Here is a 23,006-nt window from a genome sequence, read left to right on the forward strand (position 1 = left end):
AGATCGCCACGATCCCTGGGAGCCCGAGGAAGCCTCCTCGCGCCGCTGCGTGCGCATCTCAACGTGGCCGGCCTCGGCCATGTCTCGGAAGTCGCCGATGGTGATCCGCCGCATCATCCGGGCGGCTGTCCCTTTCAGGCTTGGTCGCTGGGCGAACTGATCCGCATCGAAGCCATGCTGGACGATGCGGTGCCGAGCGGGCAGACATGCTCATGAGCCTCGACCCGATCTTCGCCACCGCGGAAGGCCAACGGCTGCTTGCCGCGCGCGACGGCGTGCCCTGGCGCCGCTGGGGCCCGTATCTGAGCGAGCGTCAGTGGGGCACGGTGCGCGAGGATTACAGCCCGCACGGAACAGCTTGGGACTACCTTCCGCACGACCATGCACGCAGCCGCGCCTATCGCTGGGGCGAGGATGGCCTGGCGGGCTTTTCCGACACCCGCCTGTCCTGGTGCCTCTCGCTCGCCCTCTGGAACGGCAACGATCCGATCCTCAAGGAACGGCTGTTCGGGCTGACCAACAGCGAGGGCAACCACGGCGAGGACGTCAAGGAGCTTTACTACTTTCTCGACGGCGTCCCGAGTCACGCCTACATGCGGATGCTCTACAAGTATCCGCACGCCGCCTTCCCATACGAGCGGCTTATCCAGGAGAATCGCAGGCGTTCGACTGCCGAGCGCGAGTTCGAATTGATCGACACCGGCATCTTCGACGAGGGGCGCTATTTCGATGTCGTGGTCGAGTGGGCCAAGGTCTCGCCCGATGACTTGCTTCTGGTGGTCACGGCTCACAACCGCGGGCCGGAGGCCGCCTCGCTGCACGTCCTGCCACAACTCTGGGCGCGCAACGATTGGTCGTGGGGATCGGACGGGCCGGCGGTCCCACGCCCATCGCTGCGTGTGCGCGACGGCGCCGTGCTGGCGGAGCATCATGCCGAGGCCGCAAGAGTGTTCGAGGTCGAGGTCGAGGGCGACGCCGCGTGGCTGCTCTGCGAGAACGAAACAAACCTCGCACGCCTGTTCGGGTTGCCGGCGGGTGGTCCGGTAAAGGACGGCATCAACGACGCCGTCGTGTATGGGCGGCGGGACGGCCTGAGTGACGCGGGCGTCGGTACCAAATGCGCCGCGCATCACGTCCTGCACCTGCCTGCACACGGGTCCGCGACCGTGCGCGCGCGCTTCCGCCCGACCGACGGGGCGCCCGGCTTCGCCGTGTTCGACGACGTACTCGCGTCGCGGCGCGCAGAGGCCGACGCGTTCTATGACGCGCTGCAAGCCGGCATGACGGACCCGGACGCGAGGCTGGTGCAGCGCCAGGCCTTCGCCGGCCTGCTCTGGTCGAAGCAGGCCTATGTCTACTATGTCCGACGCTGGCTGCAGGGCGATCCGGGACAGCCGCCGCCGGCGCGTCAAGGCACGGGCCGCAACGCAGGATGGCATCACCTTGACGCCGACGACGTGCTGGCGATGCCGGATACGTGGGAATATCCGTGGTTCGCGGCCTGGGATCTCGCGTTTCACTGCCTCGCCTTCACGCCGATCGATCCGGATTTCGCCAAGCAGCAACTCCTGCTGCTGACGGGCGATCGCTATGCGCATCCGAACGGGCAGCTTCCGGCCTATGAATGGGCGTTCGGCGACGTCAACCCGCCCGTGCAGGCCTGGGCGGCCCTGCGCATCTTCCAGATGGACCGTATGATGAGCGGGCAGGCCGACCGTGCGTTCCTGGAGCGTTGCTTTCACCGGCTCGCGCTCAACTTCACATGGTGGGTCAACCGCAAGGACGCCGACGGGCGCAACGTCTTCGGCGGCGGCTTCCTTGGCCTGGACAACATCTCCGTGTTCGACCGTTCGGCGGCGCTGCCCGGCGCTGGCGTCGTCGATCAGTCCGACGGCACCGCCTGGATGGCGATGTACTCGCTCAACCTGATGCGGATCGCGCTCGAGCTCGCGGTCGCCGATCCCGTCTACGAGTCGATGGCACTCAAGTTCTTCGAGCATTTCCTGCTGATCGCAGAGGCGATGACCACCACCGGCGGCGTGGGCCTGTGGAACGAGGAAGATGGGTTCTTCTACGACGTGCTTCGGCGACCGGACGGCACGGGTATCCCGCTCCGGATGCAGACGATCGTAGGCCTCATCCCGCTGTTTGCCGTCGAGGTGATCGACGGTGCGGCGATCGACCGGCTTCCGGAGTTCCGCGCCGGGCTGCTGGCGGTGCTGCGGCGGCGTCCGGAGCTGGCGGCGTTGATCTCGCGCTGGTCGGTCCCCGGCTCGACCGACCGCCGTCTCCTGTCGCTGTTACGCGGCCACCGGATGAAATGTCTTCTCGCGCGCATGCTCGACCCGGCGGAGTTTCTTTCGCCCCACGGCGTCCGCGCCCTGTCGCGCCGCCACCGCGAGCATCCGTTCGAGCTCGACATCGACGGTGTGCGACTCGCCGTCGGATACGAGCCGGGCGAGGGCCTGTCGGCCGTCTTCGGCGGCAACTCGAACTGGCGCGGTCCGATCTGGATGCCGGTCAACCTGCTGCTGATCGACAGTCTGCATGAATTTCAGCGCTATTACGGCGACGACTTCCTGGTGGAATATCCCACCGGTTCCGGCGAAAGGCTGCCATTGGGCGTCATTGCTGAACGTCTGGCGTCGCGCCTCGGCGGGCTCTTCCTGCGCGACGCGCAGGGACGCCGGGCGGTGTGGGGCGACAGCGCGGTGCTTCAATCGGACCCGCATTTCCGCGACCACATCCTGTTCCACGAATACTTCCACGGCGACGACGGCAGGGGTCTCGGCGCCTCGCACCAGACCGGCTGGACCGCCTGCATCGCCCTCCTTCTCGGCGGCCCCGACGGCGTATGGCAGCGTGTCTGCCGTGCGTGCGGCTGACGGTCGCGCGGCGGCGATGTGGCGCCGGAACCCCTCATAACGGCGAGCACCGGTGCCTATCCTGAGGCCTTCGTTGCGCGTGTCGGGTGTCTGGCGCCACGCAGCGCGTCACGAAGCGGGGCGCATCAGCCGGGACGACGCGCCGGCTCGATCTTGCCCGTATCGATGAACTGCCGGTGGCGGACAATCTTGCCACGCCTCACCTCCCAGATATGGGAATAGTCGACCTCCACCTGCTTGCCCGTCGCCCGATTCGTCCCTTTGAATCGCCCCACCGACACGACCTTCTCGCCGTCGCAGATGAATTCGTGCGGTGTCAGGGTGTAAGGCTCCCATTCCCGCATCGCCGGCAAGAGCATGCCTTCGAGCACTTTCTGCGGGCCGCGGCCATCGACCGTGTAGTCCATCATGGTGATCCACTCGATGTCATCGGACATCAGGGCCAGTGCACCGCCGGCGTCGCCAGCGGTCAGTTTCGCATAGAGCTCTTGGACGATCTCCAGGGGCGTTCTCATCACGGACGTCCTTCACTTGATATGCCAGCCGCCTCGTTGCACGGGTCCCGAGCGCATCAGCCGCCGCCGACCTTCTCGACATCCCCATGCGCCGGGCCGGGTGCAGCACTGCTCCGGGCGGTCTCCGCCGCGGGCGCCCCCCCGCCGGAGTCCGTGATCAATCCCGTCCCGCGGCGGAACGTGAGATAGGCCCACAGCCAGTCAAGCATCACGATCATCCGGTTCCGGCCGCCGACCAGGAAGCCGACGTGAACCACGCCCCAGAGCCACCAAGCGATGGCACCGCGCAGGCGCACGAGACCGAAATCGGCAACGGCCGCCTGACGTCCGATGGTAGCGAGGCTCCCGAGATGGCGGTAACGGAACGGCTCCGGCTGCGGCGCTCCTGTCAGCCGCGCGCGGATGACACGCGCGACGTAGGCGCCGCCTTGCTTGGCCGCCGGGGCAAGACCCGGCACCGGCTGACCGTGCCATCCCCGACTGGACGCGGTGTCGCCAACAGCGAAGACCCCATTCAAGCCAGGCACCGACAGATCGGGTTCCACCGGCACCCGGCCGGCACGGTCGGCGGACACTCCCAACCATCGCGCCGCCGGCGACGCCATGACGCCGGCGGCCCAGAACACGGTCCGTACCGGTAAGATCTCACCGGAGACGACGACATGGTCGGCGGCAATTGCATCCACCCGGTTGCCGGCCCGCACCTCCACTCCGAGCCGTTCCAGCGTCAGGCGCGCCTCGCGCGAGAGGGGCTCCGGGAACGTCGCGAGCAGCCGTGGGCCGGCCTCGACCAGCAGGATCCTTGCTGCGGACGGGTCGATGACGCGGAATTCCCCCTCCAGCCCATGTGCCGCAAGTTCCGCGATGGCACCCGCAAGCTCGACGCCGGTCGGGCCGCCCCCGACGATCACGAAGGTGAGCCACGCGGCGCGGTCGGCGACGTCCTCTGCGTTCTCCGCCTCCTCGAAGGCGCGTAGCAGACGGGCGCGCATGGCGGTGGCGTCCTCGACACTCTTGAGACCGGGCGCGAAGGGTGCCCATTCGTCGCGGCCGAAATAGCTGTGGCGCGCGCCGGTTGCGATAACGAGGTAATCGTACGGGATGCGGCCGCGGTCGAGGACGACTGCCTTCTCCTCGACCGCGATGCCCGTCACTTCGCCCAGCAGCACGCGCGCATTCTCGTGTCGCCGAAGCATGCCGCGTATAGGTGTCGCGATGTCTCCCGGTGACAGGCTCGCCGTCGCCACCTGATACAGAAGCGGCTGAAAGAGATGATAGTTACGACGGTCGATCAGCGTCGTCCGGCACGGCGCGCCGCGCAGGCCGCGCACGGCGCTGATCCCGCCGAAGCCACCGCCCACGACGACGACGTGCGGCAGCGACGACGGGGCGGCGCTCACGGACGGGCGCCCAAGCCATTCGCCAAGACGGCCCGCGGCACGCGTCAGGGCGACAACCAGGAGCAGCGCCCAGTATGGCCGCACATCGGCGGATGCGAGCCAGGGGCTCGTGATTGCCAGCACACCCAGCGCGGCCAGGGGAAACATCGCACCGAGGCGGCGGGTGAGCCAGTCGGACACGGTGGCGATCCGCGCAACCCCGGGCACCGCGCTGCGGTGGGCGCCGCGACGCAGCAGCCGGTCAAACGAGAACGGTCCGGCACCGTAGACGAACAGCGAGACGAGCAGCGCGGCCCACAGCAGCCTCGCATCCGGCCCGAAGCCGGCAACCGGCAGGAATACGGCCTGCAGGACTAGCGCCAGCGCGCCCAGCCGGGTGAACAGACCCAAGGCGAGCAGCACCGGACAGATCGCCTGTATGGCGACACCGGGACTTGAACTGGTGATTTCCTGCAGCAGCGCGGGTTGCCATGCGACCATCGCGTGAGCACCCGGGGCGCCCATCATCTGATGCACCCCGGCGACGATGAACACGGGTGCCAGCCACAGACGAATCAGCAGCGACAACCACGGCGCGAGGAGTGCCTCCGTCGTGCGGGCACCGACGCCCATACCGTCCACGATGCGCCGCATTATCCGCCTCCCGCCGGTGGCCGCTCCGCGCCGCACCGGCGACGAAGCCGCGTCGCACGGTGTCGGCGCCGCGTCGCCGGCCGCGCCCGGAGGGCGACGGCGATGATCGGTATCACTGCGGCGTCCTCCCGGTTCGAACCACACCGACGATCCGATGAGGCCGGCATGACTGGCCAATGCCGAACCCGCATCGTCCCGATGTCCTGGACGTGACGGGAGAGCCGCATATCTGGACGTGGCCTGACGTGTAGACCGGGCCGCACCGACGAACGGCGAGCGACCGGCCATGTGCCTCGCTGATCACCGAACCGTGTGCGGGCGACAAGATAGCTGTTGTGGTATCGATGTTACGGTCTTTGGTCGGATGGCAGAGCCTGCTCGTGCCGGCCTACTGCGTGGACTGACCCACCGCCCCGACGCGCCCCGCCTTGACGCGCCTGGCACATCACCCTGTGCATCAGTCGCCGTGCCGTGCTGCTTCCCCGCGGCCGATCATCGAGGCGGACACAATGACGTGCCAGCCGGGACGTGCAGGCCGGTCGGCGGCCAATGCTGTGCTTTCAGCGGAGCCTATGGTATGCCGCGATGGCGGATTTCCGTGCAGGATGACGGCAACACAGAGAGAGCCCGATGGAACTCAAGGAAATCCGTTATTTCCTTGCGCTGAGCACAACCCTCAACTTCACCAAAGCGGCGGAGGCGTGCAACGTCAGCCAGCCGGCGCTTACGCGCGCCATTCAGAAGATGGAGGAGGAGCTGGGGGGTCTGTTGTTTTCGCGCGAGCGCGGCAACACCCACCTGACCCAACTCGGCCGTCTCATCGAACCGCATTTGGCCGAGGTCGCCGCGCGGGCTGGCGAAGCGAAGCGGACCGCCTCGCGCTTTCTTAAGCTGGAGAAGGCGAGTCTTGCGCTGGGCGTGATGTGCACGATTTCGCCGGTGCAGTTCGTGGGGTTCATGGCACGCTTCAGAGCGAGCAATCCCGGCATCGACGTCACCATCCTCGAAGCCACCCCGAACCGGCTCTGCGATCTCCTGGAGAAGGGGGAGCTGGACGTGGCGTTGATGGCGCGCCCCGACGGTTTTCCGGAGCCGCTGCGGGCTTCCGAACTGTATCCCGAGAGGTTCGTCGTCGCCTGCTCCGCGGGACATCGATTCGCTACGAAGCGCAGCGTGAACATGGCGGAGCTCGACGGGGAGTTCTACCTCTCCCGGATCAATTGCGAGTTCTACGAGTTCCTCACCGATCGTTGCCGCGAGCAAGGCGTCGGTCTCGTCTATTCGTATCAGAGCGAACGTGAAGACTGGATCCTGACGATGGTCGCGGCCGGCCTGGGCATTTGCTTCCTGCCCGAGAACACCGCCATCTTTCCGGGCGTCGTCGGGTGCCCGGTCGTCTCCCCCTCGGTCACACGGAGTGTCTGCGTCGTCACGGTTGCCGGTCGCCGATCGTCACCACCGCTCAAGGCGTTCCTCACTGCGGTGCGGCGCTATCCGTGGCAACGATCCGCGATCGCGGGCGATCCAGGCGACCTCGGAGCGGGCGATCGATCCGCGGCGTGACCGTGTCGGTGCGGCGGGCGGGGCCTATCATCCCGCGCTGATCGCGCCCTCGCGAGCGCCCGGTGCCGACTGCGCGGTGCCGTTGCGGTCAGGTCGCCGACGAGCTTGCTGCCGGAGGTCGGGCGGATAACGGGGGGCGGGCGGCGGGTCGTCAGGCGACCGTGCAGTGGCAATCAGCAGATCGAGATCCCGGCCGGCAAAGGCGCACATGGTCGGCTGGCTGACAGGCAGCCGCATCCTCCGGTCCAGGCGGCCGGCGGGGCCATAGCGATGCAGACACCAGCCGCCGTGCAGGGCGCACCAATAGCCGCCCTCGGCGTCCACCGCCGCGCCGTCGCGCACGCCCAGTGCCGGCGGCGTGGTGACGAAGCGGCGCGGCGTCCCCTGTCTGCCGTTCCCGACGTCGAAGGGAAAGGCAGACACCGTCCGGCGGCGGCTGTGGGCGAGGTAGAAAACGGTCTTGTCCGGGCTCCAGGCCATGCCGTTATGAAACTCCGCCGCATCGGGCTGAGGGTGCAGCCCGTCGCCGAGGGTGAAGCTGTGCAGGCGCGCCGGCTCCGGGGGCGCCTGGGGCGGCCCGATGGGATCGAACATCGTCCCGAGCCAGAAGCGGCCGTGGCTGTCGGGGGCCCCTTCGTTGAAACGGTGCAGGCGAGGATCAAAGGGCGGCGCCAGCGGCGCGAGGTCGCCGGTCCGCAGGCCCAGACGGAACAGACCGGAGCGAAGCGCGACGATCGCGTCAGCGCGGTCCCGCGTGAGGGCGAAGGCACCGATGTCGGCGGGTAGCCGCCACGTTCGGACCATTCCGGATGAAACGATCAGCCGATGCAGGGCCGGTGCCTTCAGGTCGATTCAGTAGACGGCATCCTCCGCGGCGACTTAGGTCGGGGATACACCGATCGCGGCATCCGCCGCCAGCAAGACACAATTTTCTCCCGAACGCCGGCGGAGGCGCAGCGTTGTAGACTGCATTGCAGGAGGCGCGGCGATGAACGTCAGCGAGTTTGTTTGGCATCGCCTGAACGAATGGGGCATCAAGCGTGTCTATGGCTACCCGGGCGACGGTGTCGGCGGGCTTGACGTCGCGCTGGAGCGTGCGCGTGACACGATGCAATATGTGCAGGTCCGCCACGAGGAAATGGCGGCGTTCATGGCCTCGGCCCACGCGAAGTTCACAGGCGAGGTGGGCCTTTGCTACGCCACGTCCGGGCCCGGCGCCATCCACCTGCTGAACGGGCTCTACGACGCCAAGATGGATCATGTCCCGGTCGTCGCGATCGTCGGCCAGCAGGCAAGGTCCGCGATAGGCGCGCACTATCAGCAGGAAGTCGACCTGCAGTCGCTGTTCAAGGACGTGGCCGCGGATTTCGTCGCCATGGCGAGCGTGCCCACGCAGGTGCGCCATCTCATCGACCGCGCTGTCCGCATCGCCAGCACGAGACGCACGGTGACCTGCGTTATCCTCCCAAATGATTTGCAGGAACTCGACTATACGGACCCGCCACTCGTCCACGGCACGACGCACACGGGGATCGGCTATGCCGGCCCCGCCCGGCTGCCGTCCGAGGACACGCTGCGCGCTGCCGCCGAGGTGCTGAACGCGGGCACGAAGGTCGCGATGCTGGTCGGTGCCGGTGCGCTCGGCGCCACCGACGAGGTGATCGCGATGGCCGAAAAGCTGCAGGCGGGCGTGGCCAAGGCGCTGCTGGGCAAGGCGGCGGTGCCGGATGATCTGCCCTTCGTCATCGGCGACATCGGACTGCTGGGAACGAGGCCGTCCTGGGACCTGATGCAGGCCTGCGACACGTTCCTGATGGTCGGCTCCGCTTTTCCCTACAACGAGTTCCTGCCCAAGCCCGGCAGCGCGCGCGGCGTGCAGATCGACATCGACGGCACGCGAACAAGCCTGCGCTATCCGATGGAGGTCAACCTCATCGGCGACAGCGCCACCACCCTGCGCGCCCTGTTGCCCATGCTGACGCAGAAGGAACCGGGTCGCTGGCGCGCGGATATCGAGCGTGACGTGGCCGGGTGGTGGAAGACGCTTGACGACCGTGCCATGCAGCCGGCCGATCCGATCAATCCGCAGCGCGTATTCCGCGAATTGTCCCTACGCCTGCCTGATCTCTGCATCCTCACTGGCGACAGCGGCTCGATCACCGACTGAACGGCCGCGACCTGAAGATGCGCCGGGGCATGATGGGATCGCTCTCCGGCAGCCTCGCATCCCTCGGCGCGGCGACGCCGTATGCGATGGCAGCGAAGATGGCGTTTCCGGGGCGGACCGTCATCGCCTTCATCGGCGATGGCGCCATGCAGATGAACGGTCTGAACGTCATGATCACTATCTCCAACTAATGGAAGGAGTGGTCGAACCCGCATCTGATCGTCATGGTGCTGAACAATCAGGACCTCAATCAGGTGACATGGGAGGAGCGGGTGCAGCTCGGCGCAGGCAAGACGCCTTCGACGCAGACGATTCCCGATTTCGCCTACCACACCTATGCCGAGTTGCTCGGGCTGCGTGGTATCGTCGTGCGCGACCCGGAACGTGTCGGCGCCGCCTGGGACGAGGCGCTTTCGGCGGACCGGCCAGTCATCCTCAACGTCTACACCGATCCGAACGTCCCGCCGCTACCGCCGCACATCACACAGAAGGATGCGAAGAACTTCATGACCATGATGCTGAGCGAACCGGAACTCGGCAGCGTTATGAAGAACACCGCGAAGGAGGTCCTCGCGAGCGTGCTGCCAGGAAAGCGCTGAGCGATGGCGACACGCCGAAGCGGGCGCGTCGAAACTGGGCGCGCATCCGCCTATACGGTTCCCACCGACGGGCCGGAGGCGGACGGCACGTTTGCCTGGAACGCGACGACGATCGTGGTCGTTGAGGTCGAGGGCGGGGGGCCAGACCGGCCTGGGCTACACCTACAGCGATGGTTGCATCACCGCGTTGATCGCGGGGCCGCTGGCGGCGTGCATCCAGGGCTAGGACGTCATGGACCCGTGCTGACGTCGGAGGCGGTCGATGTGCAGGAGGCGGACATGACCCGCTGCGGCGGGGTGACCGGGTTCATGCAGGCGGCGCCGCTGTGCGAGGCCCACCACGTCGATCTGTCAGGCCATTGCGCCCGGCGCTGCATCTGCATGTCGCGTACGCGGCACTCCGGTTCCGCCATCTCGAATGGTTCCATGACCATGTTCGGATCGAGCACATGCTGTTCGACGGCGCGCCGGTGCCAAGCGGCGGCGTAATCCGCCCCGACCTGTCGCGCCCGGGCTTCGGCCTGGCGTTCAAGCGGCAAGACGCCGCCGCGGTATGAGGCCTAGGCGATGCGGGGACTGATCGCGCATCCGCCGTCTGGCGAGCGTCTCCGGCGTATCGTCGCCGAGCTGGACGAACTGGAGCGGCGGCTGGCGATTCCGCCGCGCGGCGTAGCGGGCCCACAGAACGCGCTGCGTGTGGGGGCAGCAGACAATCGGCGTCGCGTCGCAATCTGCCGTAAGCCCGTCAGACCGCCGAGCGCCGAAGCTGGGTCAGGTTACTGTTAGTCGGCTCGGCAAGCCGGCCGAGCGCGAGGCGTACGGTATCGGCAATGTAGCCGGGTGCCAGATGAGCGTAGTGTCGGGCGCAAATCGCCTCGCTGTTGCCGAGTGCCGCTGCGATGACGGCCATAGGCACGCCCCGCATCGCGAGCCGGCTCGCGAAACTATGCCGCAGACCATGGAAGCTGATTGGCGGAGTGATCGCGGCATGCACGCAAGCGTCGCGCAGCGGTCGATGCTGATGGGATTTTCCCCATGGTTGCTCATCGGCACGCGCCAAGACGAGGCTGCCCCCCGACATGCCCAGCATTTGTTGCCTTAGCAACTCCGTTGCCTCGTCCGTCAGGATAACGGTCCTGGGTTTTCCTGCCTTCGAGTGGCGCACTGTCGCGATGCGTGCGGTGATGTCGACGTCCTTCACCTGTAGTGCCGAGAGTTCGCCGTAGCGCATGCCGGTCAGCAGCGCGGCATGAACAATGGCACGGAAGTCGGGCGCACATGCGTTGATGAGACGGCGTGCTTCCTCGTCGCTTAGATATCTGACGCGTGCGGCCTGCGTTCCGTTGAACGGCTTAACCCGGCGCCACGCCTCATCAGTCTTGGCGTTGCCTTCCCGATAGGCGTGGTTCAAGGCGGCCCGCAGGACGGTCAGAACGCGATTTGCCGAGGCGCGGCGCGCCCGTTTGCAATCGCGCCCGGCTTGTGAGTATCGATGGCATGACGGCATGCATGTCGGGCTGCGCGGCGCGCCCGGGGCGGTTGCGAAGAACCCGGGCTCGTCGGGTCAAGGCGCGGTAGGCTCGCCGGCATGTGCAACCTCTACAGCCTGACCAAGGGCCAGGATGCGATCCGCGCGCTGGCCCGCGTGCTGCGCGACGAGGGCGGCAACCTGCCGCCGCTGCCGGGCATCTTCCCGGACTACGCCGCGCCGATCGTGCGCACCGGCGCCGATGGCGTGCGCGAGCTGGTGATGGCGCGCTGGGGCATGCCGTCACCGGCGTTCGCCCTCGCGGGCAAACGGGTGGACCGCGGCGTGACCAACATCCGCAACACCACCAGCCCGCACTGGCGCCGCTGGCTGGGGCCGCCCTCGCGCTGCCTCGTGCCGTTCACGTCCTTCTCCGAATCCGCGCGTCTCGCGGACGGGCGATCGGCTCCGGTCTGGTTCGCGCTCGACGACAGCCGCCCGCTCGCCTTCTTCGCCGGGATCTGGACACGCTGGACCAGCGTGCGGCGTGTGGCGGAGGGCGAGGTCACCGCCGATCTGTTCGGCTTCCTGACCTGCGACGCCAACGCCGAGGTCGCGGCCGTGCATCCCAAGGCCATGCCGGTCATCCTGACCGAGCCGGCAGAAATTGAGACCTGGCTGTCGGTGCCGTGGCAGGACGCCGCGGCTCTGCAGCGGCCGTTGCCGGGTGGGCGGCTGCGCGTGGTCGCGCGCGGGACGAAGGAGGACTGCGGGACGAAGGAGGACTGAGGATGCACGGGCGGCCGCCTGCGGCTGGCTCAGGCCGCCGCCCCAACGCATCGGTAGCAGGGTCTCCGGAGGCCACCGCGCCCCGGCTCCACGCACGGTCAGGTGACGTAGCGTTGGCGGAATGCCGACGGCGACAGGCCGGTCCATTGGTGAAAGGCGCGCGTGAAGGCGCTGAGTTCCGAATAGCCCAGCAGCAGGGCGATATCCGTCAGCGACAGATGCGGCAGGTCGAGCAGCAGCCGCGCCATCTCGTGGCGCAGCCCGCGCACGATGTCGGAATACTGCACGTTGTGCGCGCGCAGCCGGCGATACAGCGTCTGTTCGGCGAGCCCCAGCCGGGCGGCGACGGCGGGCAGGGCGGCGGTGCCGGTCGCCAGCCCCGCGCGCACTTCCTGATGCACGCGGCCGATGAAGTCGTCGGGCCGGACATCGCGCGCGGCGTCCGACAGGCGACGCTCGATCGCCGGCAGCGCGGTGACGTCCGGCGCCGGCATGTAGGCATCGAGGCATTCGCGCGGGAAGCGGATGGCGTTGCATCCGGCGAGGAAATAGACCGGCGCGCCGAGCAGCGCGTCGTGGGCGCGGCGGTCGGCCGGCGGCGCATGCTCGAACAGGATCTCCGTCGGTCGCCAGCAGTCGCCGGCCGCCGCGCGCACCAGGCTGAGAAAGGCACCGATGCTGAGTTCCGCATCCTGTCGCCGGGCGACGATCCGCCCGTCGCGTATCTGATAGGCGAGCGTCGCCTCGCCGGCCTCGATCCGCAGGCTGACGACGGATTGGTCCTGCAGCACCGGGAAATGTCTGGACAGGGACGACAATGCCGCGCCGAGGGTCGGTGAGTTGAACGCCGCCTCGCTGAGCGGCCCGAGCAGGTGGCGTGCGTGGCGTAGCCCGAAGCGCAGGCCGAGGCTGTCGATACGCAGCTCGCGCGCGGCCAGCTCGAACAGGCCGCAATAGCGGTCCAGCGGCAGCCGGGTCTCCGGGCAGCCGATCGCCGTGGGATCGATGCCGGCGCGGCCGAGCAGCTGCGCCGCGTCGCCGCCGTAGAGTGCGATCATCGCCTCGATGCCGGTGGCCGCGACCGCCTTCACGCCAGGCGTGGCGCGCGGCCGGCCGGTCTCCGCATGGTCTCCGGTTGGCGGCGCGCGGTAGTCCGAGGCCCTTTCTCCCATATCGCTGTGCCCACGAATTGGACAGAAACGCACGTTCCGCCGAACAAGACGGCAGTTTCGTCGAAACCTTAGCCGACATGCCTAAGACGGCATCATTCCCCGTCGAATGACGGGAAATGTCAAGCGCGGATGACGGCGCGCCGATACGACGCTGGCATGACGGCGGGGCGGGCGCCAGCGTCTGTTCCGGCCGCACACACGGGAGGCGCGCATGGACGAGCAGAGCGACGTGATGCCGGCTTCGGCGGCGCAGTCGGCGGTCCATCCCCCGACGCACCCGCTGGCGCCGCTGACGCCGGCCGAGTTTCTTGCCGCGGTGGCCGGCGTCCGCGCCGATGCCCGCTATGGCGCGGGCATCATGTTCGAAACGATCGAACTGTGCGAGCCGGACAAGGCGTCGGTCCGCGCATGGACGCCGGGCCAGCCGGTCCCGCGCCGCGCCCGCGCGAACGTCTTCCGCCTGCCGGAGGGACGCCTGTGGCGTCTGATCGTCGAACTGCCCGCCGGGACCGTCGTCGGCGCGCGCGAGGTGCCGGGCGCGCGGCCGATGATCCAGCTTGAACAATTCCTGGCGATCGAAGGGATCGTCCGCGCGCATCCCGACTTCCAGGCCGCCTGCGCCCGTCGCGGCATCACGGACATGTCCACGGTGTGCGTGGACCCGTGGTCCGCCGGCAGCATCGGCCGGACGGACGAGGCGGGCATGCATCTCGCCCACACGTTCTGCTGGCTGCGGCTGCGCGAGGACGAAAACTTCTACGCCCACCCGATCGAGGGCATCAACGCGGTGGTCGACCTGCTGCGTGGCGAGGTCGTGCGGGTGGACGATTACGGCGTCGTGCCCGTGCCGATGACGGAATACAATTACGCCGCGCAGTTCCGCGACAGCTTCCGCGCGCCGCTCAAGCCGCTCGACGTGGTGCAGCGGGAGGGGGCGAGCTTCACCCTCGACGGGCATTGCCTGAGCTGGGACAAATGGTCCCTCGTCGTCGGGTTCAATGCGCGCGAGGCGTTGACCCTGCACGACATACGCTATGACGGCCGGCCGGTCGTCTACCGCGCGTCGCTGGCCGAGATGGTCGTGCCCTACGGCACGCCGGATCGCGGGCATCCGCGCAAGAACGTGTTCGACATCGGCGAGTACGGCCTCGGCAAGCTTGCGAACTCGCTGCGCCTCGGCTGCGACTGTCTCGGCAACATCGCCTATCTCGACGCGCATCTGAACACGATGACCGGCGAGGTGATGACGATCGAGAAGGCGATCTGCATCCACGAGGAGGATGCGGGCATCCTGTGGAAGCACTGGGATTTCCGCACCGACCGGGCCGAGGTGCGGCGCGGCCGGCGGCTGGTGGTGTCGTGCATCTGCACCGTCGGCAACTATGAGTACGCGAATTACTGGTATTTCCGCCAGGACGGCGCGATCGAGTTCGAGATGAAGGCGACGGGCATCATCAACACCGCCGCCTGTCCGCCGGGCGCGCCGTCGAAATACGGCACGGAAGTGGCGCCCGGCGTCGAGGGGCATATCCATCAGCATGCGTTCTGCGCGCGGCTCGACATGGCGGTGGACGGCGACGCCAACAGCTTCGTCGAGTGCAATACCCATGCGGAGACGCCGGGGCCGGCCAATCCCTACGGCAATGCCTTTTATGTCGCCGAGACGGTGCTGGAGACCGAGCGTGCCGCCGCCCGCCGCGCCAATCAGGAGACGATGCGCTACTGGAAGGTCGTCAACAGCGCGCGGACGAACCATGTGGGACGCCCGGTCGGTTACCGCCTGGAGCCGGGACAGGTGCTGACGCCGTATTTCACGCCGGACTCCCCGTCCGGACGTCGCTCGTCCTTCGTGCAGAATCACATTTGGGTGACCGCCTTTGACCCGGAGGAGCGCTATCCGGGCGGCGAGTACATGAACCATTCCGACGGTCGCGGCGGACTGCCCGATTTCATCGCGGGGGACAGGTCGATCGTCGATGCGGACATCGTGCTGTGGCACGTCTTCGGCCTGCATCATCTGCCGCGCACCGAGGATTTTCCGGTCCAGCCCTGCATCAGCACCGGGTTCAAGCTGATGCCGTCGGGCTTCTTCGACCAGAATCCCGGCATCGACCTGCCGCCGGAGACGAATGCCGCGAGCGTTCTGGCGGGCGACGCTTGCTGCCACGCCGGCCATGGCGCAGGCTGATGTATCGCACCGCTTCGTGCGCCGACACACAAGAAGCCGCCCTTCGTTGCAGGAGTGACGACCGATGACGCAGCATGATCCCAAGCAAACGACGCGGCGGCGCGTACTCGGCGGCATCGCCGGCGGTCTGGCCGCACCCTTCGTCGCCCCGGCGTTGGCACAGGGCAACAAGCCGATCCGCGTCGCCCTCGCGGTCTGCCAGAGCGGCCCGGCCGGCGTCGCCGACCATGCCGACTATCTCAACGGCGCGCGCATGGCGGTCGACGAGATCAACGCCGCGGGGGGTGCGCGCGGGCGGCAGATGGTGCTCGACATCTATGACATCGACATCCTGACGCCCGAGGGGACGCAGACGACCTATCGCAAGATCGCGGCGGCGCGCCCGCATGCGTCCGGCACCGCGTTCTCGCTGATACCGCTGGTCTCGTTCGATGCGCTGTCGAGCTGGAAGGCGCCGCACCTGCACGGCAATCCCACCCTCGGCGGGTGCGAGGCCGTGAAGGCGCATCCGGACAAATACGGCATGATCTTCGAGGTCTGCCCGCCGGAGAATTACTACGGCCTGATGTTCCCCCGCTTCCTCGAGACGGTCGCGGGCGGCGGCGTGTGGAAGCCGATCAACAACAAGGTCCACATCGTCCGCGAGGCGCTCGCCTATAACCAGGGCATCGCGCGCGCCTGCGTGGCGGCGCTGAAGACCAGTAAGTTCGAGCTGGCGAAGATCACCGACATCCAGTTCCCGGTGCAGGACTGGGGCCCCGTGATGGAGGACCTGCATGCGAGCGGCGCCGGGTCAATCATGATCGACCACTGGGTCGGCGCGGAGGAGGCGGCGTTCTGCCAGACCTTCATCAGCGATCCGGTCAAGGGCGCGCTGGTGTATCTGCAATACGGCCCGTCACAGCCGGAGTTCCTCAATCTCGCGGGCGATGCCGCCAACGGCTTCGTCTGGTCGACCGTCATCGGCGCCTATGACGACGCGCGGGGCGCGGCGTTCCGGGCGAAATACAAGAAGCTGCATCCGGGCATCATGGGGCTATGCTACACGGCGAATGCCTATGACGCGATGCACATCCTCAAGGCCGCGTGGGAAAAGGCCGATCCCGACGATCTGGCAGCGGTCAATCAGGCGATCCGAACCAGCACGCATCGCGGCATCTGCGGCGCCTATACGTTCGAGCCCGGCATGCAGGCGGCGCTGCAGTATCCGTTGCAGACGCAGGATCTCGACAAGGGGCTGGCGCAGCTTTTCTTCCAGGTGCAGGGCGGCCAGCACAAGATCATCGAGCCGACGCAGCTCGCGGAGACGAAGTTCATGGCGGCGCCGTGGATGAGCTGATGTCGGCGCCACTCTTCGCCGGCGAAGACATCCACCTCCATCTCGGCGGCCGCCATATCCTCAAGGGCGTGTCGCTCGCGGCGCGGGCGGGCGAGGTGCTGGGCGTCGTCGGGCCGAACGGCGCCGGCAAGACGATGCTGTTCGAGGTCCTGTCGGGCCGTCAGGCGCCGGCGCAGGGGCGGGTGCTGTTCGACGGAGCGGACATCACGCGCCAGCCGCTGCATCTGCGCGCACGGCTCGGCATCGGGCGCACCTACCAGTCGCCGGTCGTGCCGGACGAGCTGACGGTCGGCGAGGTGCTGAAGGTCGCCCGGGAGGCGCATCCGCCGTTCCTCACCCGCTATCACGCCGCCTGGGCCAGCGAGCTGGTCGGCCTGCACGTGGCGTCGGGCACGCTGTCCGGGCGGCTGGAGACGCTGAACCGGCGCAAGCTGCTGCTCGCCTGCCTGCTGATGCGCCGCCCGCGCGTGCTTCTGATGGACGAGCCGGCGGCGGGGCTGATCGGGGCGGAGATCGCCGAGCTGGACCGGCTGATCCGCACGCTGTCGCAGGAGCTTGGTGTTACCATCCTGCTGGTCGAACATCGGCTGGAGCTGCTCGACGCGATCGCCGACCGCGTCGTCGTCCTCGATCTCGGCGCCGTCATCGCGGAGGGGCTGCCGGAGAGCGTGTTCACGCTGCCGCAGGTGCGCGCCGCCTATTTCGAGACCGAGGCCGCGTGAGCGAGGTGTTGCGTATCGGCGGCCTGTCCGCCGGCTATGGGCCGCTGACGGTGCTCCACAGCGTCAACCTGACGGTCGCGGCGGGCGAACGCGTCGGTCTGGTCGGCCTCAACGGTCACGGCAAGTCCACGCTGCTGCGCGCGATCGCCGGGCTGACCGGATGGCAGAGCGGGTCCATCCGCCTCGCCGGCCGCGAGGTGGGCAGCACGCGCAGCCAGGGGCCGGGGCGCTACACGCACCGCATCGTGCGCGCGGGGCTGGCGCTGATGCCGCAGGGCGATGCCATCTTCCACGGCCTCACGGTCGCCGATCATCTCGACAGCGGCGCCTATACCCGCGCCGCCTGGCGGGACCGTCGGCGGCGGCGCGAGCGCGTGCTCGCGATCTTCCCGGCGCTGGAGAAGCTGCTCGACGTGCCGGTGGGGCGTCTGTCGGGCGGGGAGCGGCGCATGACGAGCCTCGGCCGGGGGCTGATGGCCGATGCCCGGCTGCTGCTGATCGACGAACCGTCCCTCGGTCTCGCGCCCAGGATCAGTCAGGAGCTGGTCGCGGCTTTGTCGGCGATCGAGCTCGGGGACAGCGCGATGATCATCGCCGAACAGAACATCCCGTTGCTGCAGGGGCGGGTGACACGCATGCTCGGCATCCACGCCGGTCGCATCAAGGGCGGCGCCGAGGCGGTGCAGCTCGCCGGCGTCAACCTGCATTGACCGCGCGATGACGTTCGATCCGGCCTATATCATCCTGACCACCGCGAGCCTCGCGTCCATCTACGGGCTGCTTGCCATCGGCATCTCGATCATCTGGTCCAGCCTCGGCATGATCAACATGGCGCATGGCTTCACCTTCGCCTTCGCCGGCTACGGTGCGTGGATCGCCGCGCACACGCTGTCCGCGAGCGCGCCGGCGGTGCTGCTGGCGGGCATCGCGGCGGGCGCGCTGTCCGGGCTCGCGATCGCCGGCGTCGCCTTCATCCCGCTGTACGACAAGCCGAACTTCCCGCTGCGCAGCCTGATCGCGACGCTCGGCATCAGCCTGCTCGGCGCGCAGGCGCTGCTGTACGTGTTCGGCCCGCGCGTGAAGGCGTTGCCGCGCATCTTCGGCTATGGGCGCTTCCACCTGTTCGGCATCGCGATCACGGCCGACAAGCTGGGCACCATCATCTGCGCCCCGGTCGTCCTGCTGGCGGTGCTGATCTGGGCGCGCACCTCGCGCCGCGGGTTGCAGATACGGGCGATGATGCAGAACCCCGAGGGCGCGGCGCTGGTCGGCGTCGGGCTGCGCTCGACGGCGCTCGCGGTGATGGCGCTCACCGGCGGGCTGGCGGGGCTGGCTGCCGTCCTGCTGTCGCAGACCTATTACGTGAGCCCCTATTCGGGCCTGACGCCGCTGCTGAAGGGCATGATCGTCGCCCTGGCCGGCGGCCTCGGCAGCATTCCCGGCGCGCTGATCGCCGCCGTCTGCATCGGCTTCGTGGAGACGCTGACGGCGGTGACGCTCGGCGGCAAGTTCGTCCTGATCACGCAGTTCCTGTTCATCATCGTGGTGCTGCTGATCCGGCCGCGCGGCATCGCCGGCATGCTCGAACAGACGCGGGAGTAGCATGCGCGACCAGCCCGGCCTGATCGACACGGAAGACGCGCCGCGCCGCCTGGTCGGCCGGCGGATCTACTACCGCAAGCTCCGCACCGCCGGGGCGGACCGCTGGCGGCGCCTGCGCTATCCGTTCACGCGCCGCACGCCGCTGCTGCTCGACAGCGCGTTCAATCCGCGCACGCTGGTCGCCGAGCGGACGATCGTCGACAAGCGCCCGCTCTACTGGCTGGCCTTCTTTGCCGTCCTGGCGGCGGCGGGGCCGCTGGCGGGCGACACGCTGCTGGGCGCGGCGACGATCTTCGGCATCTATGCGGCGATCAACGTGATCTGGCTGCTGGTGATCGGCACCGCCGGCATCTTCTCGCTCGCGACGCTCGCCGTGGTCGGGACGGCCGCCTATGGCGCGGCCTATATGTCGATCCACGCGGGGCTGCCGTGGTGGGGCATGATCGCCGTGGGGCCGGTGTTCGGCCTGTTGTTCGGCGTGGTGATCGCGATACCGGCGACGCGGATCGACGGGTTCTATTATGCGCTGCTGACGCTCGGTCTGACGGAGCTGTGCCGGGTCTATGTCGTGCAGTCGCAGGCGCTGGGATCGGCGACCAACGGGCTGTACGGCGCGGACGGGATACTGCCGGACGGCGCCAGCCTGCGCGCGCAGCTGGTCGTGAGCTATTACGGGGCGGTGGTGCTGCTGATCGCGGCGCTTGCGCTGTTCCGGCTGGTCAACGGGCAGCGTCTCGGCCGGCTGCTGCGCGCCTCGCCCGAACGGCGCGAGGCCTTCGCGCAGGCGCTCGGCGTCGATTACCGGACGGCGCGGATCAAGGTGTTCCTGATCTCCTCCGCGGCCCTCGGCGTGGTCGGGGGATTCTATGCCGTCAACTTCCGTGGCGCGTCGCCGTCGCTGTTCTCGATGGACAGCCTGCTGCTGCTGCTCGCGATGGTGGTGATCGGCGGCATCGGCCGGCCGGAGGGCGCGGTGCTCGGCACCGCCATCGTCGTCGCCATCGACCGGCTGCTGATCGGCCTGGGGCCGCTGCGGCTGATCCTGGTCGGCCTCATCATGATCGGGACGGTGCTGTTCCTGCACAACGGTCTGGTCGGCATCAAGCAGCAGTTCCGCAACTGGCGCGACCGCAAGCGCAGCGAGCACCGGGCGAAGCGCGACATACGTGGAGGCGAGTACATGCCCGAGGAAGCGACCGAGGTACGCGACAAGCAGCTCATCGCCTTCCGCCGCTTCCAGCGGGGGGTGCGCGAGAGCCTCAAGCCGCTGATCACCGACGACCTGATCGAGGCGCATCGCCGGGCCCCGTGCGGTCCGCACGACGACCGGCTGTCGCGCGTGCTGAATTACTTCCGGCGCGCGTCGGTGGTGGACAAATACGCGATCCTGGCGGTGCGGCCCTTTGCCGAATATCGCCTGGTGGCGCTGTCCGGGCAGCGGGGCGTGCCGCCGCGGCTGATCGACGATCGCAGCTTCGCGACGGAGGAGGAGGCGATCCACGCCGTCTTCCTGCGTCGCGTCCAGGATCTGCTGGAGTCCTGACATGTCCCGCATCAAGCTCGAAGGCTACACGGATCGCCTGAGCGTCAAGCCGGGCGAGACCATCCGCTTCATGGTCAGCGCCGAGGGCACGACGCAGATGGGCGCGCAGCTCGTGCGGCTGATCCATGGCGACGAGAACCCGGCCGGTCCCGGCTACATGGATCGCCCGATCGACGCGGCGATCAACCGGACCTGGCCGGCGCGCCGGCAATATGCGCAACAGGGCAGCTTCCTGCGCGTCGATGACGGCGACGGGCGGCTCGCGCTCGATACGTCGTTCACGCTGCATGCCTTCATCTATCCGACCCTGCCGGGCCGGCATCGCCAGACCATCATGGGCCGCTGGGCGGTGGATCGGGTGGAGGGCTATGCCCTCGGGCTCGATGCCGATGGGCGGCTGGAGTTCCGCGTCGCCGGCGGCGGGGCCGCCGATCAGGTGACGGCGGAGACCCAGGTCGTCGCCAACACCTGGTATTTCGTCGCCGCGACCTGGGACGCCGCGACGCGGCGCGCCTCCGTGCGGCAGCACGCCATCGTCAACCGCTACAACGGGCTGCTGTCGCGCGTCGTGCCGTATCAGTACGACTCGCATGTCGTGGAGTCGCTGCGCGTCGTCCCCGCGCATGCGCCCGCGGTGCCGTTCCTGCTGGCCGCCGCGGCGGACCGCAATCCGGCACGGCCGTTCTTCGCCAGCCAGCTGTACAACGGCAAGATCGACCGCAGCGGCGTGCACGCGCGCATCCTGAGCGACGCCGAACTCGACGCCCTGCGCACGGGCGGCGCGCCTCCCGCCGAGGGGCTGCTCGCCTACTGGGACACGACCGCCGACTACACCGACGCGGGGATCGGCGACCGCGTCAGCGACACCGGCCCGTACCGGCTGCATGCGCACGGCGTTAACCGCCCGGTGCGCGCCATGACCGGGTGGAACTGGAACGGGCGCAACGACTGCTTCCGCCTCGCGCCGTCCGAATACGGCGGCATCGAGTTCAACGAGGATGCCGTCATCGACTGCCAATGGGAGCCGGACATCACCTGGACGGTCCCGGACGGGCTGGCCAGCGGCGTCTATGCGCTCAAGCTGACGGCCGGCGAGGGCGCGGGGGCGGCCGAGGAGCATCTCTGGTTCGTCATCCGCTCGGCGCGTCCCACCGCGCCGGTCTGCTTCCTGCTGCCGACGGCGAGCTATCTCGCCTATGCCAACTCGCAGCTTGGACTCGATGCCGACATCATGCAGGCGATCGGCGCGGTGACGCCCACGCTGCAGGCGGTGGATGTCGAGAACTACGCCAACAATTCCGAATACGGCATGTCCACCTATGACCACCACGCCAGCGGCTCGGGTGTCTGCTACAGCTCCTATCGCCGGCCGCTGTATAACATGCGGCCGAAATACCGCTTCCCCGGCATCGGCTGCCCGTGGCAGTTCGCCGCCGACCTGTCGGTGCTGGGCTGGCTGGAGCAAAGCGGCTTCGCATTCGAGGTCATCACCGACGAGGATCTGCACCGCGAGGGCATCGACGCGCTGCGGCCGCACAACGTCGTCATCACCGGGACGCATAACGAGTACTACTCGGAACGCATGCTGGACGCGACGGAGGACTACCTCGCGTCCGGCGGTCGCATGACCTATCTGGCGGGCAACGGCCTGTACTGGTGCGTCGCCTTCCGCGACGACGAGCCGTGGGTGATGGAGGTCCGCAAGCTCGACGCCGGCTCGCGCGCATGGCAGGCGCGGCCCGGCGAATACTACATGGCGACGACCGGCGAGCGCGGCGGGCTGTGGCGCTTTCGCAACCGCGCGCCGCAGAAGCTGGTGGGCGTCGGCTTCACCTCCGAGGGGATGGACTACTCGGTGCCGTTCCGCCGTCTGCCCGACAGCTATCATCGCCGCGCCGCGTGGATCTTCGACGGCGTCGAGGGCGAGGTGATCGGCGATTTCGGCCTCGGCCGGGGCGGCGCGGCGGGGATCGAGATCGACCGCTACGACCTCGCGCTCGGCACGCCGCCGCACGCCCTCATTCTCGCGATGTCCGAGCCGTTCTCCGACAACTATCCGCTGGTGCAGGAGGACATCCTGTACATGCATGCCGGCATGGGCGGGACGCAGCATCCGCTGGTGCGCGCCGACATGGTGTTCTTCACGACGCCGAACGACGGCGCGGTGTTTTCCGCCAGCTCGATCGCCTGGGGGCAGGCGCTGCCGTGGAACAACTACCGCAACAACGTCGCCCAGGTGATGCATAACGTCATCGCCGCCTTCGCCCGGCCCGGCCCGCTGCCGGGCGCCGCCTTCGACGCGGAGGAGAAGCTCTGGCGCTGAGCCGCGGCGGCGTCGTGCGGCCGGATTCCTCCCGATAGGCGCGCGGTGGGCCGCCCGTCGGGCGGCCCTGGCGGCGGTGGGCGCCGGGCCCGCGTCAG

At 68.4% G+C, this 23,006-nt stretch carries 17 protein-coding genes and 1 pseudogene; 13 read left to right on the forward strand and 5 right to left on the reverse strand.

What is annotated here, in order from left to right; genetic code table 11:
* Nucleotides 1-216 (forward strand): amylo-alpha-1,6-glucosidase (locus B8460_RS03470; RefSeq protein WP_148360320.1); only part of this gene is annotated, 216 nt, incomplete at its 5' end.
* On the forward strand, nt 213-2,885 hold the full coding sequence (locus B8460_RS03475) for an MGH1-like glycoside hydrolase domain-containing protein (protein ID WP_199445530.1): 2,673 nt from the start codon (nt 213-215) through the stop codon (nt 2,883-2,885). The genes B8460_RS03470 and B8460_RS03475, both read left to right, overlap by 4 nt.
* A gap of 125 nt (nt 2,886-3,010) precedes the next feature.
* On the opposite strand, the gene B8460_RS03480 is transcribed toward B8460_RS03475, so the two are convergent.
* Both B8460_RS03480 and B8460_RS03485 read right to left on the reverse strand, forming a co-directional pair.
* On the reverse strand, nt 3,011-3,400 hold the full coding sequence (locus tag B8460_RS03480; protein ID WP_048860184.1) for a nuclear transport factor 2 family protein: 390 nt from the start codon (nt 3,398-3,400) through the stop codon (nt 3,011-3,013).
* A gap of 56 nt (nt 3,401-3,456) precedes the next feature.
* Nucleotides 3,457-5,433 carry an FAD-dependent oxidoreductase gene (locus B8460_RS03485; protein ID WP_158322686.1) on the reverse strand — a complete coding sequence of 659 codons (1,977 nt, stop codon included), beginning with the start codon at nt 5,431-5,433 and terminating at the stop codon, nt 3,457-3,459.
* Between the two features lie 630 nt (nt 5,434-6,063).
* Between B8460_RS03485 and B8460_RS03490 the strand changes: the two genes are divergently transcribed.
* On the forward strand, nt 6,064-6,996 hold the full coding sequence (locus tag B8460_RS03490) for a LysR family transcriptional regulator (protein ID WP_048860185.1): 933 nt from the start codon (nt 6,064-6,066) through the stop codon (nt 6,994-6,996).
* Between the two features lie 27 nt (nt 6,997-7,023).
* Here the strand turns inward: B8460_RS03490 and B8460_RS03495 are convergent, their stop codons facing one another.
* The gene (locus B8460_RS03495; RefSeq protein WP_307188616.1) at nt 7,024-7,848 is read right to left on the reverse strand and encodes an SMP-30/gluconolactonase/LRE family protein; all 825 of its coding nucleotides are present in this window, start codon (nt 7,846-7,848) and stop codon (nt 7,024-7,026) included.
* A 136-nt stretch (nt 7,849-7,984) separates the two neighbouring features.
* Here B8460_RS03495 and B8460_RS03500 point away from each other — a divergent pair.
* Nucleotides 7,985-9,762: pseudogene (locus B8460_RS03500) on the forward strand (thiamine pyrophosphate-requiring protein).
* A 279-nt stretch (nt 9,763-10,041) separates the two neighbouring features.
* Nucleotides 10,042-10,251: a hypothetical protein gene (locus tag B8460_RS23720; protein WP_373855636.1), complete on the forward strand. Its 210-nt coding sequence runs from the start codon at nt 10,042-10,044 to the stop codon at nt 10,249-10,251.
* A 256-nt stretch (nt 10,252-10,507) separates the two neighbouring features.
* Here B8460_RS23720 and B8460_RS03510 read toward each other — a convergent pair whose 3' ends face one another.
* The gene (locus tag B8460_RS03510) at nt 10,508-11,173 is read right to left on the reverse strand and encodes a tyrosine-type recombinase/integrase (RefSeq protein WP_158322688.1); all 666 of its coding nucleotides are present in this window, start codon (nt 11,171-11,173) and stop codon (nt 10,508-10,510) included.
* A 177-nt stretch (nt 11,174-11,350) separates the two neighbouring features.
* On the opposite strand from B8460_RS03510, the gene B8460_RS03515 reads away from it, so the two are divergent.
* Nucleotides 11,351-12,019, forward strand: coding sequence for an SOS response-associated peptidase (locus B8460_RS03515; protein WP_048860188.1), 669 nt, complete (start codon nt 11,351-11,353; stop codon nt 12,017-12,019).
* 98 nt (nt 12,020-12,117) lie between these two features.
* Here the strand turns inward: B8460_RS03515 and qhpR are convergent, their stop codons facing one another.
* On the reverse strand, nt 12,118-13,110 hold the full coding sequence (gene qhpR / locus B8460_RS03520) for an AraC-like transcriptional regulator QhpR (RefSeq protein ID WP_048860189.1): 993 nt from the start codon (nt 13,108-13,110) through the stop codon (nt 12,118-12,120).
* A 292-nt stretch (nt 13,111-13,402) separates the two neighbouring features.
* Between qhpR and B8460_RS03525 the strand changes: the two genes are divergently transcribed.
* From B8460_RS03525 to B8460_RS03555, 7 genes are all read left to right on the forward strand, one after another.
* Nucleotides 13,403-15,379, forward strand: a complete 1,977-nt coding sequence (locus B8460_RS03525; protein ID WP_084623208.1) for a primary-amine oxidase — start codon at nt 13,403-13,405, stop codon at nt 15,377-15,379.
* Between the two features lie 64 nt (nt 15,380-15,443).
* Entirely contained in the window at nt 15,444-16,718 is a 1,275-nt protein-coding gene (locus tag B8460_RS03530; protein WP_048860190.1) for an ABC transporter substrate-binding protein, read from the forward strand.
* Complete coding sequence (locus tag B8460_RS03535; protein ID WP_048860191.1) at nt 16,718-17,440, forward strand: ABC transporter ATP-binding protein; 723 nt, start codon at nt 16,718-16,720, stop codon at nt 17,438-17,440. The genes B8460_RS03530 and B8460_RS03535 overlap by 1 nt, the downstream gene beginning before the upstream one ends.
* Complete coding sequence (locus B8460_RS03540; RefSeq protein ID WP_048860192.1) at nt 17,437-18,150, forward strand: ABC transporter ATP-binding protein; 714 nt, start codon at nt 17,437-17,439, stop codon at nt 18,148-18,150. The genes B8460_RS03535 and B8460_RS03540 overlap by 4 nt, the downstream gene beginning before the upstream one ends.
* Nucleotides 18,151-18,157: 7 nt before the next feature.
* Nucleotides 18,158-19,042, forward strand: coding sequence for a branched-chain amino acid ABC transporter permease (locus B8460_RS03545; RefSeq protein ID WP_048860193.1), 885 nt, complete (start codon nt 18,158-18,160; stop codon nt 19,040-19,042).
* A gap of 1 nt (nt 19,043) precedes the next feature.
* Nucleotides 19,044-20,585, forward strand: coding sequence for a branched-chain amino acid ABC transporter permease (locus B8460_RS03550; protein WP_048860194.1), 1,542 nt, complete (start codon nt 19,044-19,046; stop codon nt 20,583-20,585).
* Nucleotide 20,586: 1 nt separating this feature from the next.
* Nucleotides 20,587-22,908: a N,N-dimethylformamidase beta subunit family domain-containing protein gene (locus B8460_RS03555; protein WP_048860195.1), complete on the forward strand. Its 2,322-nt coding sequence runs from the start codon at nt 20,587-20,589 to the stop codon at nt 22,906-22,908.
* Nucleotides 22,909-23,006: the final 98 nt, after the last annotated feature.

The organism is Acidisphaera rubrifaciens HS-AP3 (genome assembly GCF_000964365.1).
Taxonomy (GTDB): Bacteria; Pseudomonadota; Alphaproteobacteria; order Acetobacterales; family Acetobacteraceae; genus Acidisphaera; species Acidisphaera rubrifaciens.

Bases quoted from the DNA above. Each gene is read 5' to 3' on its own strand.
- B8460_RS03515 (WP_048860188.1), top strand. From the start codon at position 11,351: ATGTGCAACCTCTACAGCCTGACCAAGGGCCAGGATGCGATCCGCGCG.
- B8460_RS03475 (WP_199445530.1), top strand. From the start codon at position 213: ATGAGCCTCGACCCGATCTTCGCCACCGCGGAAGGCCAACGGCTGCTT.
- B8460_RS03525 (WP_084623208.1), top strand. From the start codon at position 13,403: ATGGACGAGCAGAGCGACGTGATGCCGGCTTCGGCGGCGCAGTCGGCG.
- B8460_RS03485 (WP_158322686.1), bottom strand. From the start codon at position 5,433: ATGCGGCGCATCGTGGACGGTATGGGCGTCGGTGCCCGCACGACGGAG.
- B8460_RS03555 (WP_048860195.1), top strand. From the start codon at position 20,587: ATGTCCCGCATCAAGCTCGAAGGCTACACGGATCGCCTGAGCGTCAAG.
- B8460_RS03550 (WP_048860194.1), top strand. From the start codon at position 19,044: ATGCGCGACCAGCCCGGCCTGATCGACACGGAAGACGCGCCGCGCCGC.
- B8460_RS23720 (WP_373855636.1), top strand. From the start codon at position 10,042: ATGACCCGCTGCGGCGGGGTGACCGGGTTCATGCAGGCGGCGCCGCTG.
- B8460_RS03535 (WP_048860191.1), top strand. From the start codon at position 16,718: ATGTCGGCGCCACTCTTCGCCGGCGAAGACATCCACCTCCATCTCGGC.
- B8460_RS03480 (WP_048860184.1), bottom strand. From the start codon at position 3,400: ATGAGAACGCCCCTGGAGATCGTCCAAGAGCTCTATGCGAAACTGACC.
- B8460_RS03545 (WP_048860193.1), top strand. From the start codon at position 18,158: ATGACGTTCGATCCGGCCTATATCATCCTGACCACCGCGAGCCTCGCG.
- B8460_RS03490 (WP_048860185.1), top strand. From the start codon at position 6,064: ATGGAACTCAAGGAAATCCGTTATTTCCTTGCGCTGAGCACAACCCTC.
- B8460_RS03530 (WP_048860190.1), top strand. From the start codon at position 15,444: ATGACGCAGCATGATCCCAAGCAAACGACGCGGCGGCGCGTACTCGGC.